Source organism: Priestia megaterium (assembly GCF_009497655.1).
Taxonomy (GTDB): Bacteria; Bacillota; Bacilli; order Bacillales; family Bacillaceae_H; genus Priestia; species Priestia zanthoxyli.
On the sequence record NZ_CP023317.1, the window covers coordinates 4,917,338 to 4,932,731 of the forward strand.

Sequence of the window (15,394 nt, forward strand, 5' to 3'; positions counted from 1 at the left end):
TTTCACCTCTCCTACAACAAGTGTTTTATTTAGCAAGATACCTAGAAATGACGAGACGCTGAATTTCTTGTGTACCCTCATAAATTTGCGTGATTTTTGCATCTCTCATAAAACGTTCTACTGGATAATCTTTTGTATAACCGTACCCTCCAAATACTTGAACAGCTTCTGTCGTTACTTTCATTGCTGTATCCCCAGCATATAATTTTGACATGGCTGATTCTTTGCCGTATGGCAGCCCTTGAGACTCGAGCCAAGCAGCTTGATAGGTTAACAGTCTGGCAGCTTCTATACTCGTGGCCATGTCGGCTAACTTAAAAGCAATTCCTTGCTGAGAAATAATCGGCTTTCCAAATTGCTGACGTTCCTTTGCATAAGCCACCGCCGCATCTAACGCTCCTTGAGCAATTCCTACCGCCTGCGCTGCAATACCATTTCGGCCGCCATCTAGCGTCATCATGGCAACTTTAAATCCTTCTCCTTCATTTCCTAGCAAATTTCCTTTTGGAACACGGCAGTCCTCGAAAATAATTTCTGTGGTAGGTGAAGAGCGAATGCCCAGTTTCTTTTCTTTTTTACCAACTGAAAATCCCGGCATATCTTTTTCAATAATAAAAGCGCTCGTGCGTTTTTCATTAGGATCGATGCGAGCAAATACGACGTAAATATCCGCTTCGCCGCCGTTTGTAATAAAGATTTTAGAACCATTTAAAATATAATCTTCTCCGTCCTTTACAGCGAGCGTTCTCATTCCTCCTGCGTCTGATCCAGCACTCGGTTCCGTTAAACCATAAGCACCTATTTTCTCACCCGTTGCCATAGGTTTCAGGTATTTTTGTTTTTGTTCTTCTGTTCCGAATGTATAGATTGGCCAGCCGGCAAGAGAAGTATGAGCCGACAACGTAACGCCTGTTGATGCACATACTCTAGATAGTTCTTCAACGGCAATGCAATAAGCTAGATAGTCACTGCCGATTCCTCCGTATTGCTCTGGCCATGGAATACCTGTTAATCCTAGATCAGCCATTTGCGTAAAGATTCCTCTGTCAAAACGCTCTTCTTCATCTCGTTGTGCAGCTGTCGGAGCCACTTCGTTTTTGGCAAAGTCTCGCACCATTTTTCGAATCATTTCGTGCTCTTCTGAAAGTTTAAAAAACATGATTATTCCCCCTATAGTTGACTGCTAATGACGATGCGCTGAATTTCGCTTGTACCTTCGTAGATTTCGCACACTTTGGCGTCACGAAAATACCTCTCTACTGGATAATCTTTCATATAACCATAGCCTCCCAAAACTTGAATCGCATCGATTGCTACATTCATAGCCGTCTGGGAAGCAAACAATTTCGCCATTGAGGCTTCTTTTTTGCAAGGAAGTTTTTGGTCATATAAAAAAGCGGCTCTGTACATTAAAAGCTTCGCTGATTCAACAGCCGTTTCCATATCAGCCAGCTTAAAGGCAATTCCCTGCTGAGATAAAATCGGCTTTCCAAATTGATATCGTTCATTTGCATAGTTTTTGGCTGCCGTTAACGCACCTTCAGCAATTCCTACCGCCTGAGCAGCAATACCAATTCTTCCAGCATTTAAATTAGCCATAGCAATTCGAAATCCTTCACCTTCTTCTCCGAGACGATTTTCTACAGGCACCTGCATATTTTCAAAGTGCAGTTGAACCGTTCGAGAACCGTGAAGACCCATCTTATGTTCATCTTTTCCTACTGAAAATCCCTCTATCGTCTTTTCAACGATAAAAGCGCTCATCCCTCTCGACCCGCGTTCGGGATTCGTTTTAGCAAATACAATATATGTATCCGCTTCTCCCCCGTTTGTAATGAAAAGCTTTGACCCATTTAAAAGATAGTGGTCTCCTTTTCGTTCTGCTTTTGTTTTTAGGCTTGCGGCATCAGACCCTGCACTAGGTTCTGTTAGGCAAAAAGCACCTAAATACTCACCTGTCGCAAGTTTTTTTACATACTTTTGTTTTTGATCTTCCGTCCCAAATACGACAATAGGATTCGTACCTACAGAAGTATGAACAGACAAAATGACGCCGAGGGCTGGACTTACTTTTGATATTTCGTGGATGGCAATCATGTACGACACAAAGTCCAGTCCACCTCCTCCGTATGTTTGAGGAACGGGAATGCCCATCAGGCCAAGATCAGCCATCTGCTTTAATAAACCTCGAGGAAATTCACCCTTTTCCATGTTTGGCACAGCCGCAGCGACTTCTTTTTCACTAAAATCAGCTACCATCTTTTTAATCATGTGTTGTTCAGACGTAAAAAAGATCATTTTGCCACTCCTTTATGTTTCGTACGTAAAAAATCCTTTTCCTGTTTTTCGACCAAGCCATCCTGCCTTTACATATTTCCTAAGCAATGGACAAGGACGATATTTGTCATCACCAAACCCTTTATGGAGCGTTTCCATAATAAACAAACATGTATCGAGGCCGATGAAATCTGCTAATGTCAAAGGTCCCATTGGATGGTTCATTCCTAGTTTCATCACTTGATCAATATCCTCTTCGTTTGCCACACCTTCATAGAGCGTAAACACAGCTTCGTTAATCATTGGCATTAAAATTCGATTTGAAACAAACCCTGGAAAATCATGAACTTCCACCGGGGTTTTATTTAATTTTTTTGTTGTTTCATAGACTGCTTGATACACTTCATCAGCAGTAGCCAGCCCTCTAATAATTTCAACGAGCTTCATCACGGGAACAGGATTCATAAAGTGCATGCCAATTACTTTTTCAGGTCGAGTGGTCACAGCTGCAATTTCAGTAATAGGAAGCGAAGACGTGTTGGTTGCTAAAATAGTATGACTCGGGGCTAACGAATCCAACTCTGCAAAAATGGCTTGCTTGACTTCCATCTTTTCCACAACCGCTTCGACGATTAAATCTGCTTTTTGTGCTGCTGTTATTTCATTTGCCAAGTGAAGGCGCTCCATAATCCCTTCATATTCCTTAGCTGAGAGAGAACCTTTTTCCACCTGTTTTTTCAGACGTTTATCAATACCTTCTATTCCTTTTTGTGTATTTTTTTGATCAACGTCATACAAAGAAACTTGATATCCGCTCGCAGCAAATACTTGCGCAATGCCTGCTCCCATCTGACCTGCTCCAATAACCATAACTGTTTCAATATTCAAGTTGATCTCCCCCTTTTACACTTCTACCATGATGGCATCACCTTGGCCGCCGCCGCTGCAAATAGAAGCAATGCCTAGTCCGCCGCCTCGTCGTCTTAATTCATGAATGAGCGTTACAACAATACGGGCGCCGCTTGCTCCAATCGGATGTCCAAGTGCCACTGCCCCGCCGTTCACATTTACTCTTTCAGCCGGAAGCCCTGCAATCTCCATACTCATTAATGCTACTGCTGAAAAAGCTTCATTGATTTCAAACAGCGCAATATCGTCTACTGTCTTCTTTGTTTTTTGCAGTAGCTTGTTAATAGCAAACCCAGGCGTTTTCGGAAATTCCCTTGGCTCCATCGCAAGAGAAGTATGGTTTATAATCGTAGCCAAAGGCTCATAGCCATTTGCTTTCGCCACATCTTCATCCATTAGCATGAGCGCAGCTGCTCCGTCATTCACGCTAGGTGCATTTCCTGCTGTAATGGTTCCACTGTGGCCAAATACAGGCCGAAGAGACGAGAGTTTTTCTAACGACGTATCTTTTCTTGGTCCTTCATCTTTTTGAACCGTTATCGTTCCTTTTTTAGACGGAATATCAACTGAAATTCTTTCTGCACCCCATCTCCCTTTTTCTTCTGACTCTACCGCTAATTGATGACTGCGAAGCGCCCATTCATCCTGCTTTTTTCGGGAAATATTCATTTCAGAAGCTATTTCATTTCCATACGTACCCATTTGCACCCCTGTAAAGCTGCATGTCAAACCGTCATGAACCATCAAATCCGTCACCACGCTATCTCCCATCCGGAATCCCCATCTTGCTTTTGGAAGAAGATACGGCGCGTTACTCATCGATTCCATTCCACCTGCAATGATTGTTTTTGCTTCTCCTAATCGAATCAGCTGATCAGCAGTTGTGATACTGCGCATACCCGATGCACAAACTTTATTAATGGTTTCCGTCTCTACTTGCCACGGTAAACCTGCATAATGCATGGCTTGCCTAGAAGGTAGCTGTCCTTGGCCCCCTTGCAGCACGCACCCCATAATAACGGAATCAATTTCTGTACGTCCCTTTGACGCTGCCTGAATCGCTTTCCCGCCTAGTTCTGCCGCTTTTAGTCCGCTTACGCTGCCACCTAATTTTCCAAAAGGTGTTCGAACTGCACTCACAATAACTGTTTTCCCCACTATTGTTTCCTCCCCTTTTTCCTACTCTTTGTCCTTGCCGATTGAACGCTTGCTCAATTTCCTTTCTTTAAAAAGTAGAGATGAATACCATCTCTACTTCTCCTTTATGAAACCTGTTCTTGCACGTCACCATAAATTGACTTTTCAAGCAGTTCTGCTACGTCATACGTATGAACCTTTTCTTCTACTTCTTTTGCTTTTGTTCCGTCACTTAGCATCGTTAAGCAGTACGGACAACCTGAACTGATAATGCTTGGATTAACGGCTAAGGCTTGTTCCGTGCGCGCTACGTTAATGCGCTGGCCGGTCGTTTCTTCCGTCCACATTAACCCTCCTCCTGCTCCACAGCACATACCATTTTCACGGTTGCGATCCATTTCAATCAAACTAACACCTGGAATCGCTTTCAAAATTTCTCTTGGTGGACTGTATACTTCGTTATATCTTCCTAAATAACAGGAATCATGGAAGGTAATTTTTTCATTAACCGCATGTTTTGGTGTCAGGTTACCTTCTTTCACCAACATAGCTAATAATTCTGTGTGATGATACACTTCTCCTTCAAAACCGAAATCTGGATATTCATTTTTGAAGATATTGTAAGCATGTGGATCAATCGTAACAATTTTTTTGATTTCATTTTTTTCAAATTCAGCGATATTTTTAGAAGCTAACTCTTGGAATAAAAATTCATTGCCCAACCTGCGGGGCGTATCACCAGAATTTTTTTCTTTATTTCCTAAAATCGCAAATGAAACACCAGCTTCATTGAGAAGCTTAGCAAACGATAGAGCGATTTTTTGACTGCGGTTATCATAAGATCCCATCGAACCTACCCAGAACAAATACTCAAACGTTTCACCCGCTTTACTTACTTCTTTAACAGTCGGAATGTGAACATCTTCTCTTACATGTCGCCATTCTTCACGCTCTTTTCGGTTTAATCCCCAAGGGTTTCCTTGACGCTCAATATTCATCATGGCACGCTGAGCATCCGCGTCCATCTTTCCTTCGGTTAATACTAAAAAACGTCGTAAATCTATGATCTTATCTACATGCTCGTTCATTACGGGACATTGATCTTCACAGTTTCGGCACGTTGTACATGCCCAAATTTCTTCTTCCGTAATGACATCTCCAATTAGGGCGGGATTATATTCCGCTGTTGCTGCGGCTTCTGCTCCGCCTTGGCTGGCCGCCATCATCGCCAGCTGATTTCCTTTTGTTTTAGAGAATGCATACGTAGGAACCCAAGGAGCCTTAGATGTCACAACCGCTCCTTTTTCTGTTAAGTGATCGCGCATCTTCAAAATTAAATCCATTGGAGACAAAATTTTCCCCGTACCCGTTGCCGGACACATATTCGTACATCGACCGCATTCTACACAGGCATATAAATCAATGAGCTGATGCTGCGTGAATTCTTCAATCTTACCAACCCCAAACGTCTCCTGCGTCTCATCTTCAAAATCAATCTTTTCAAGCTTACCTGGCTTAGAAACACGGTTAAAAAATACGTTAGCCGGTCCAGCCAGTAAATGAGCATGTTTTGATTGAGGAACATATACTAAAAACGTCAATAACACGGCTAAGTGAATCCACCATGAAACATAAAAAATGGAGATAGCGGCAGTATCATTGATTCCCTTAAACAAGATGGCAATAGATGACGCAATCGGTTCTGTCCATGCTGGTTCATGATTATGCCAGATGATTGACATGCCGTTTCCAACAAGCACTGACAGCATAAGTGCTCCAATAAAAATCAGTACTAAACCAGATTTAAATCCTCTTTTTAAACGCACAAGCTTTTCTACATAGCGACGGTGAAAAGCCCAGACAACTGCTACTAAAATCAAAAACGTCACAATTTCTTGGAAAAATGTAAAGCCGGGATATAAAGGTCCAAGCGGCAAATGTTTACCTGGAAGCAAACCTTTTATAATGAAGTCTAACGCGCCGAACTGAACTAAAATAAACCCATAAAAAAACATGACGTGCATAATTCCACTTTTTTTATCTTTTAACAGTTTCTTTTGTCCAAACACATTCACCCAAATTTTTTGCAGCCTTTCTTTTAACCGCTGATCAAATTCAACTTTTTTTCCTAATTGAATGTACTCAATGCGTGTGCGAATTAAATATACAAACAAAGAGATAGCGTAAGCGGTTACAATAATAAAAAAGAGAAAATTCACCCACAGCAACCCTGTCATCTCGTCCCCTCCTTGAATAATTTGTTACCTTTCTTTCCTCCTGACGACTAAATTTTCTGATAATATATCTGTTTTCATTGTATATAATGAATGAGCATTCAGTCAATATCTTTTCGTTCTTTTGTTCATATTCTATTTAAACAAGGTGACACTAAGAACAACATAAAATGTATTTACATCGGGAAAAGAGGTGACATGATGAGCGGCATGATTGTGATTTTACTTTTTATTATTTTTATTGCTTGGCTTGCAATTGACCTTGGTGTTGGAAAGAAAGTATTTTCCCAGGCTGAAAATACTTTTCCAAAACGCCGTGCTTCTCTCTTTTTGTTCGCAGACGGGAATGTCTTGTATAAAGATTTATTTCACGAAATAGAAAATGCCTCTTCATTTATCCATTTATCGTTTTACATTGTACAAAATGATGAAATTAGCCAAGAATTTTTAGATTTACTAGTCCAAAAAGCACAGCAAAATGTTGAAGTCAGATTATTGGTAGACCGTGTAGGAAGCTATAAAATCAAGAAAAACAAAATTACATTTTTAAAGAAACAAGGTGTTCATTTTGCTTACAGTCGAACGCTACGGTGGCCTTATTTGTTTTATACACTCAACGCACGCAATCACCGTAAAATGGCCGTTATTGATGGGAAAGTTGGCTACATTGGCGGTTTTAATATTGGAAGAGAATATTTAGGACTCGACGCCAAGCTTGGGGTGTGGAAAGATTACCACCTGCGTATGGAAGGGGAAGGTATACAAGACCTTCAAATGCAACTATTGAGTGACTGGTATGCTGCTACCGGCTTAGACCTGCGTAAAGTGGAAAGATACTTTCCACCAACCTCTGAAGGAGACTATGTTATTCAGCTAAAGTCGACTGAAGGTTTTTCACTTGAAGAAAGCTTTTTATCGATTATCAACCAAGCCAATAGGGAATTGTACATAGGTACTCCTTATTTTATTCCAAGTGAACCTTTGATGAATGCTTTACTCCAAGCTCGTGCACGGGGAGTAAAAGTTCATATTTTAATTCCAATGCGTGCAGATCAACCGCTTGTTCATCATGCTGCGTTTGCTTATCTTCCCACATTACTTCAAGCAGGTTGTATGATTTATCAATATTATTACGGTTTTTACCATGCCAAAGTATTAATTGCAGACAATGTTATCTGCGATGTAGGAACGGCTAATTTTGATAAAAGAAGCTTGTTCTTAAATGCTGAAATCAACTGTTTAATCTATGATGCAACGTATATTGAAGAAGTAAAGAACAGCTTTAAAGCTTGTATGGGGGAATGCCCAATTTTGTCTTTAGAAGATGTCAAAAACCGAAAATGGAGTGAAAAACTAAAGCAAGGATTTGCAACCTTTATTTCTCCGTTACTTTAATGAACGAAAAGAGGAAGATTTATCATGAAAATTAGATTTGGCTATGTATCACATGCCCTGTCGCTTTGGGACTGCTCACCTGCTAAAACCCTCACGTTTACTAGATGGGGAAAAATGAAAAAAGATGAGAGGCTGGATAAGCTTCATTACGTCACAAAACAAAATTTGAATCATACTAAGCGCGCGTTGCATTTTAATATTGCCCACGAAATTATGCTGTATCGATTGTCATCTTCTCTTGTCCCTTTAGCTACTCATCCTGAAGTAGCTTGGAATTACATTGATGCGTTCCAAGAAGACTGGTCAGAGATAGGAGAATTGATTCGGAATCATCAGCTGCGCGTGAGTTTTCACCCCAACCAGTTCACATTATTTACAAGCGACAAAAAACACATTACAGAAAATGCGGTAAAAGATATGGATTATCACTATAGAATGCTTGAAGCGATGGGAGTAGCTGATCAAGCTCTTATTAATATTCATGTAGGAGGAGCTTACGGCAATAAAGAAAAAGCGATTGGTCGATTTCATGAAAACATTCAAACGCTGCCGCCTGCAATTAAAAAGCGCATGACTCTTGAAAACGATGATAAAACATACACAACTGAAGAAACATTAGCCGTATGCGAAAAAGAGAAAGTCCCTCTCCTCTTTGATTATCACCACCATAAAGCAAATGAAGGAGAAGAACCTCTTGACCTATTGCTCCCTCGTATCTTTGACACGTGGAAACATATCGGATTAAAACCAAAAGTACATATCTCTTCTCCTAAATCTGAAAAAGAATTTAGAAGTCACTCTGATTATGTCTCAACTGATTTCATCGCACCTTTTTTGCAAATAGCTAAAGATATGGGACAAGATTTTGACGTAATGATTGAAGCAAAGTTAAAAGATAAAGCGCTGCTAAAATTAGTGGAAGATTTAGCATCAATGAGAGGAGTAAAGCGTACGGGAGGCGCCACGCTTGTTTTTTAAATAAAAAAAGAGCCAAGAGGCTCTTTTTTTATTTACATTTTTTCAGGTGCTGAAACACCAATTAGTTTTAAGGAGTTTTGAAGCGTTACTTGAACAGCTTTCACTAGTTCAATACGCGCTTTACTTGTTTCTATATTATCGCTGTCTAATACTTTTTCTGCATTATAGAAGCTATGGAACGTAGAAGCAAGATCAAATACATAGTTCGTAATGCGGTGCGGAATACGTTTTGTTGCTGCTTCCGCTACGGCCTGAGGGAACTCTCCGATTTTCTTCAGCAGTTCCATTTCTTTTTCTGCACTAATTAATGAAAGGTCGGCGCCAGATGTTGATTGAATCCCCATCTCTTCACCTTGACGAAGAATACTGCAAATACGGGCATGAGCATATTGCGCGTAGTATACAGGATTTTCATTAGATTGAGAAACAGCTAAATCTAAATCAAAGTCTAAATGTGTATCCGCACTTCTCATCGCAAAGAAGTAGCGAGTTGCATCAAGGCCTACCTCTTCTACTAGGTCACGCATTGTTACTGCTTTACCTGTACGTTTGCTCATCTTCATTTTTTCGCCATTTTGATACAGTTGAACCATTTGAATAATTTCTACTTCCAGCGTATCTTTTTCATAACCAAGCGCTTGAATCGCCGCTTTCATACGAGGAATATATCCATGGTGGTCGGCTCCCCAAATATTAATTAGCTTATCAAATCCGCGTTGAATTTTGTCTTGGTGATACGCAATATCTGGCGTTAAGTACGTAAATGAACCGTCATTTTTAATTAACACACGGTCTTTATCATCACCAAATGTTGTAGAGCGGAACCACGTAGCACCTTCTTCTTCATATACGTGGCCTTGTTTTTTCAACGTTTCAAGTGCAACTGAAATTTTATCATTTTTATAAAGAGACGTTTCAGAATACCATACGTCAAATTTCACACGGAACTGTTCAAGATCACGCTTTAATTTAGCTAACTCATAATCTAATCCGTATTGACGGAAGAATTCAAAACGCTCTTCTTCAGAGGCGTTTACATACTTGTCTCCGTGCTCTTTTGCTAACTCTTTTCCGATGTTTATAATATCAGCACCATGATAGCCGTCTGCAGGCATTTCTTTCTCTAAACCAAGAGCCTGCATGTAGCGTGCTTCTACTGAATAAGCCAGGTTATTAATTTGGTTACCAGCATCATTGATATAGTATTCACGTGACACATCGTAACCTGCTTTTTCAAGAACATTACATAATGAGTCTCCAACTGCAGCACCGCGGGCATGTCCTAAATGTAAATCTCCTGTCGGATTAGCTGAAACAAACTCAACCTGTACTTTTTGTCCGTTCCCTACGTTTGTCTCACCGTATGCTTCACCAGCTTTTATAATCGTTGGGATAAGCTCTGTTAAATAAGAGTTATTCATATAAAAGTTGATGAATCCAGGGCCTGCAATGTCAATTTTTTCGATAGATGCTTTTGATTTATCGAAGTTTGCTACAAGCTCTTCAGCGATAACACGCGGTGCTTTTTTGGCAATACGAGCTAGCTGCATAGCCATATTGGTAGAATAATCACCATGTGTTTTATCTTTTGGGGTTTCTAATAGAACTTCTGGAAGTTCTGCTTTTTCAGCAAGTCCTGCTTTGACCACAGCATCTTGAATTTCAGCTTTTAATTTTTGCTGCACTTGTTCGACGATGTTCATTTTTTCTCCTCCTTGAATGTAATGGTTAACGCATATTTCCCGGTAGGCTGACCCTGTACTTCTAGATCATACGTTAAAAATAACCGACCCTTTTGAGTCATTTGTTTATATTCAATGTTATGAGCGAATGTTAGTAAATCCATACGTCCATAAGGGCTTATATAAGTTCCTTCGATCTGTACCTTTTTACGAAACGATTGCTTCATTTGAACAGCACCAGTTCGGTTAATTGATACTTCGTCTTCGCTAATTTTTACCATTGTTCTAATATCTCCGATTTCCTCTTGGCGCTCTGTGTATGTAAGATAAATTTTCGATCCTTTTTCATAATACATACCTTTTGCATTTACCGATGTTGTCTCTTTTCGGTGACCATCACGGATATCTGTCACAATTTTAACTTCAATGGGTTTTTTGACTTCTGAAGCGTTACTCACAAAAGACACTTCCTTATTAAAATGAATACGTTATAACTTAAATAGTATAAACATTCTAAAGAAAGAATTCAATAATACTTCAAAGGAAATATGATAGATAAGCCGAGAATTCCTTTTTTCACTGTGTTTGACGTACTCACATATTTCAAACAAAAAAGGCGGCCGTAGGCGGCCGCCTTTTTACTTTATTTATTTCTTTTGAACCCAGCCTAAGATCATTTCGCGAATAAGCTTGCTTGCTGTATTAGCTGTTTGTTCAGACGGATCATAAATTGGAGCTACTTCGACTAAATCTCCTCCGACAATGCGAAGATCTGATTTAGCAATTGCGTGAATAGAAGCTAAAAGCTCTTTTGATGTGATACCGCCTGCATCTACTGTTCCTGTACCAGGAGCGTGCGCTGGATCTAATACATCGATATCAATTGTTACATAAACAGGACGACCTGCAAGTGTTGGTAGAATCTCTTTTAACGGCTCTAGAACTTCAAACTTTGAAATATGCATACCGTTTTCTTTTGCCCATTGAAATTCTTCTTTCATTCCTGAACGAATACCAAATGAATAAACATTCTCCGGTCCGATTAGTTCAGCAACTTTACGAATTGGAGTGGAATGAGAAAGTGGTTCTCCTTCATACTCTTCACGAAGGTCTGTGTGAGCATCCATATGGATAATGGCTAAATCTGGGTATTTTTTATACATAGCTTTCATAACAGGCCAAGAAACCAAATGCTCTCCGCCCATGCCTAATGGGAACTTGTCCGCTGCTAAAAGCTGGTCGATATACTCTTCAATTATGTTCAAGCTGCGCTGAGGATTCCCAAATGGAAGTGGAATATCTCCTGCATCAAAATATTTCACTTCTTCTAGCTCCCGATCTAAATACGGGCTGTATTCTTCTAATCCAATTGATACTTCACGAATACGAGTTGGGCCAAATCGTGAACCTGGACGATAGCTAACTGTCCAGTCCATTGGCATTCCGTAAAGAACCGCTTCACTTTCTTCAAAAACAGGGTGACTGCCAATAAATATATTACCTGAATAAGCTTCATCAAAACGCATATTTTGTTCCTCCTTCATTACTCATAGAAAAGATGCCAGCCTTAAACCTCTGGCATCTTACTTGTATGTGATAACTTATTTAATAAGATCTTGCACAAATTTAGGTAAGGCAAATGCCGCTTTGTGCAATTCTTTTGTGTAATATTTTGTATCAATATCAAAGAAACGATCTTCGCTTACTTCCAATGGATCATGTTTCTTTGAGCCCATTGTAAATGTCCATAAACCGCTTGGGTACGTTGGAATATTTGCTACGTATAGACGTGTAATCGGGAAGATTTCTCTTACATCGCGCTGAACATTTGAGATAAGTTCTGGCGTGAACCAAGGGTTGTCCGATTGAGCAACAAAGATACCATCTTCTTTAAGTGCTTTTGAGATACCTGCATAGAATCCTTTTGTAAATAAATTCACAGCTGGACCCACTGGCTCTGTTGAATCCACTAAAATGACATCGTATTCGTTCTCGCTTTTAGCGATGTGCATAAATCCGTCATCTACTTGTACATCAACACGAGGATCTTCTAATTTGCCCGCAATTGAAGGTAAGAATTTTTTTGAGTACTCAATAACTTTTCCATCGATATCAACTAACGTCGCTTTTTTTACGCTTGGGTGTTTTAAGATTTCACGGATTACGCCTCCGTCTCCTCCACCTACAACTAGTACATTTTCTGGATTTGGGTGCGTAAATAACGGTACATGCGCAACCATTTCATGATAAACGAACTCATCTTTTTCTGTTGTCATAACCATACCGTCAAGTAGGAGCATGTTACCAAACTCTTCTGTTTCAACCATGTCTAATTTTTGAAACTCCGTTTGCTCTGTATGTAAAGTGCGATTAATTTTAGCTGTAATACCAAAGTTCTTTGTTTGCTTTTCTGTGAACCATAATTCCATTCCAAACTCTTCCCTTCTATTTTGAGAATTAACCTATGCATAGATTACCCTAACATAATTTATACAAACATGAAAAAAGTATAGATGAATTCAGCAAAAAAGCAAGTAAAATTTTTAGCAATGGAGGTTTAAAACCACCTTTTCTATTTCATACTGATGATAGATACAAGCTTTAGAATCTACTTGCACCGCTCTTTTAATAGAATTTTGTTGCGTTGAAAGCAACATGTACGGTGCATAGTGACACATATTGGTGGTGAATAGAAATGGAAACGGTATTAACCGAACATTTAAAAAAGGCAAGACGCATCTTCCGAATTCTTCTCGTCCTTGGTATATTAGCGGGGGCTTTATTGTTGTTTGCCTACATAAGTATCTTTCTCTACGCCAAAATCGCTGGCCCTCCTCCGCTAAACGTTTCTCAAACAGCTGTTTTCTACTCAGCAAACGGTAAAGTTCTTGATGAAGTTCATAATGGACAAAAGCGCTACTGGGTTTCACTTAATCAAATTTCACCTTACGTAAAAGATGCGACTTTAGCCGTTGAAGATAAGCGCTTCTATGAGCATCACGGCTTTGATATGCATCGAATCGCTGGAGCAATTGTAGCTGATATAAAAGCTATGGGAAAAGTACAGGGTGCGAGTACCATTACTCAGCAGTATGCACGAAACTTGTTTCTAGAGCACGACAAAACGTGGACTCGAAAGCTTCAAGAAGCTCTGTATACGATTCGGTTAGAAATGAATTATAGCAAAGACCAAATCCTAGAAGGCTACATGAATACGATTTACTACGGCCATGGAGCTTACGGAATTGAAGCGGCAGCGAGGCTGTATTTTGATAAGCATGCTAAAAATTTGACGTTAAGTGAAGCGAGTATGTTAGCCGGTATTCCAAAAGGCCCTAGCTACTACTCTCCTCTTATTCATCAGGAAAATGCAAAAAAACGACAAAATATCATTTTATCTCTCATGAAAGAGGATGGAATTATTACGTCGAAGCAAGCAACAAAAGCGCTGGTAACTCCCCTAGCATTTTCAAAGCCTGCTGAAAAAGATCCTAACAAAGAAGACGCTTCTTACTTTATGGATGCAGCGCTAGCAGAATTAAAGCAAGATTTAGGCATTGATGAAACCATGATTTATACAAATGGACTTCGCGTTTATACAACGCTGGATGAAAAGATGCAGCGAACGGCAGAAGAAAAAATGAAAGATGTTATCAGCAGCTCTTCAGACGTACAAAGTGCATTTGTTGCGATGAATCCTAAAAATGGACAAGTGAAAGCTCTTATTGGTGGAAGAGATTATGAAAAGAGCCCGTTTAACCGCGCTACTCAAGCAGTAAGACAGCCGGGCTCAACGATGAAGCCATTTTTATACTATGCGGCATTAAAAGATGGTTTTACTGAATCCACTCCAATGAAAAGTGAAGAAACGACGTTCAAATTAGAAGATGGTGTTTCGACATACACGCCTAGTAACTATCACAATTATTATGCAGATGCGCCTATTACAATGGCTCAAGCCATCGCACTTTCAGACAATATTTATGCGGTAAAAACGCATTTGTTCATTGGGGAAAATCGCTTGATCGAAACCGCTAAAACACTTGGTATATCATCACCTTTAAAGAAAGTTCCATCTTTAGCTCTTGGAACTTCACCTGTCAAAGTCATTGATATGGTTAATGCGTACGGCATCTTTGCTAATGGCGGAAAAGAAATTCGTCCAACATTTATTAAACGAATTGAAACCCATGACGGAGAAGTTGTTTATCAAGCTCCTTCTGAACGGAAACAAGTCATTGATAAACGCTATGCTTTTCTTACTACCCATTTAATGACAGGCATGTTTAATCAAAAGCTAAATGGCTATACAACCGTCACAGGAAAGCCTATTTCTAAATATGTATCTCGTCCTTACGCGGGAAAATCCGGCACAACCTCTACGGATAGCTGGATGATTGGCTACTCTCCTCAGCTCGTTTCAGGCGTTTGGGTTGGATATGATCAAGGAAGGACAATGGATGATGTAGCTGAAAAAGGATACGCAAAAAAAATGTGGGCGCTATTTATGGAAGATGCTTTAAAAGGGAAGAAAAAAGAAAAGTTTAAAGCACCAAACGGATTAATGAGCGTCAACATTAATCCTCAAAATGGAAAGTTAGCATCCAAATCATGTCCTGTTCAATATAAAGCTTATTATTTAACTGGAACACAGCCTAAAACATATTGTACTGATCACATCGATCATGCAACAAAAACGAAGAAAAAAGAGCGTGAAACAGAAGGTAAAAAATTTCACTGGTTCCCAAAATGGTTTGATTAAAAAAAGCTTAAGGCCTTGGC

General features: G+C 39.8%; 12 protein-coding genes. 3 read left to right on the forward strand and 9 right to left on the reverse strand.

What is annotated here, in order from left to right; all coding sequences use genetic code 11:
* Positions 1-25 precede the first annotated feature (25 nt).
* The 5 genes from CEQ83_RS25240 to CEQ83_RS25260 all read right to left on the reverse strand — a co-directional run bounded on the left by CEQ83_RS25240 (position 26) and on the right by CEQ83_RS25260 (position 6,560).
* A complete protein-coding gene (locus CEQ83_RS25240) occupies positions 26-1,159 on the reverse strand; it encodes an acyl-CoA dehydrogenase (RefSeq protein ID WP_048021714.1) in 1,134 nt (377 codons plus the stop codon).
* An 11-nt stretch (positions 1,160-1,170) separates the two neighbouring features.
* Positions 1,171-2,298 (reverse strand): acyl-CoA dehydrogenase, encoded by a 1,128-nt coding sequence (locus CEQ83_RS25245; RefSeq protein WP_155017549.1) that lies wholly within the window; start codon positions 2,296-2,298, stop codon positions 1,171-1,173.
* Positions 2,299-2,310: 12 nt separating this feature from the next.
* The gene (locus CEQ83_RS25250; RefSeq protein WP_033580390.1) at positions 2,311-3,165 is read right to left on the reverse strand and encodes a 3-hydroxybutyryl-CoA dehydrogenase; all 855 of its coding nucleotides are present in this window, start codon (positions 3,163-3,165) and stop codon (positions 2,311-2,313) included.
* Positions 3,166-3,180: 15 nt separating this feature from the next.
* Complete coding sequence (locus CEQ83_RS25255; protein WP_155017550.1) at positions 3,181-4,344, reverse strand: acetyl-CoA C-acetyltransferase; 1,164 nt, start codon at positions 4,342-4,344, stop codon at positions 3,181-3,183.
* A 104-nt stretch (positions 4,345-4,448) separates the two neighbouring features.
* Complete coding sequence (locus CEQ83_RS25260) at positions 4,449-6,560, reverse strand: (Fe-S)-binding protein (protein ID WP_155017551.1); 2,112 nt, start codon at positions 6,558-6,560, stop codon at positions 4,449-4,451.
* Positions 6,561-6,758: 198 nt separating this feature from the next.
* Between CEQ83_RS25260 and cls the strand changes: the two genes are divergently transcribed.
* Positions 6,759-7,952 (forward strand): cardiolipin synthase, encoded by a 1,194-nt coding sequence (gene cls / locus CEQ83_RS25265; RefSeq protein ID WP_155017552.1) that lies wholly within the window; start codon positions 6,759-6,761, stop codon positions 7,950-7,952.
* Between the two features lie 24 nt (positions 7,953-7,976).
* On the forward strand, positions 7,977-8,930 hold the full coding sequence (uvsE, locus tag CEQ83_RS25270; protein ID WP_155017553.1) for a UV DNA damage repair endonuclease UvsE: 954 nt from the start codon (positions 7,977-7,979) through the stop codon (positions 8,928-8,930).
* Between the two features lie 32 nt (positions 8,931-8,962).
* On the opposite strand, the gene argS is transcribed toward uvsE, so the two are convergent.
* The 4 genes from argS to speE all read right to left on the reverse strand — a co-directional run bounded on the left by argS (position 8,963) and on the right by speE (position 13,041).
* Positions 8,963-10,633 carry an arginine--tRNA ligase gene (gene argS, locus CEQ83_RS25275; protein ID WP_033580387.1) on the reverse strand — a complete coding sequence of 557 codons (1,671 nt, stop codon included), beginning with the start codon at positions 10,631-10,633 and terminating at the stop codon, positions 8,963-8,965.
* Complete coding sequence (locus CEQ83_RS25280) at positions 10,630-11,070, reverse strand: YwiB family protein (protein WP_014457736.1); 441 nt, start codon at positions 11,068-11,070, stop codon at positions 10,630-10,632. The genes argS and CEQ83_RS25280 overlap by 4 nt, the downstream gene beginning before the upstream one ends.
* A 189-nt stretch (positions 11,071-11,259) precedes the next feature.
* The gene (speB, locus tag CEQ83_RS25285; protein ID WP_155017554.1) at positions 11,260-12,138 is read right to left on the reverse strand and encodes an agmatinase; all 879 of its coding nucleotides are present in this window, start codon (positions 12,136-12,138) and stop codon (positions 11,260-11,262) included.
* Positions 12,139-12,213: 75 nt separating this feature from the next.
* Positions 12,214-13,041 carry a spermidine synthase gene (gene speE / locus CEQ83_RS25290; protein WP_013059843.1) on the reverse strand — a complete coding sequence of 276 codons (828 nt, stop codon included), beginning with the start codon at positions 13,039-13,041 and terminating at the stop codon, positions 12,214-12,216.
* 266 nt (positions 13,042-13,307) lie between these two features.
* Between speE and CEQ83_RS25295 the strand changes: the two genes are divergently transcribed.
* A complete protein-coding gene (locus CEQ83_RS25295) occupies positions 13,308-15,374 on the forward strand; it encodes a transglycosylase domain-containing protein (RefSeq protein WP_155017555.1) in 2,067 nt (688 codons plus the stop codon).
* Positions 15,375-15,394 lie beyond the last annotated feature (20 nt).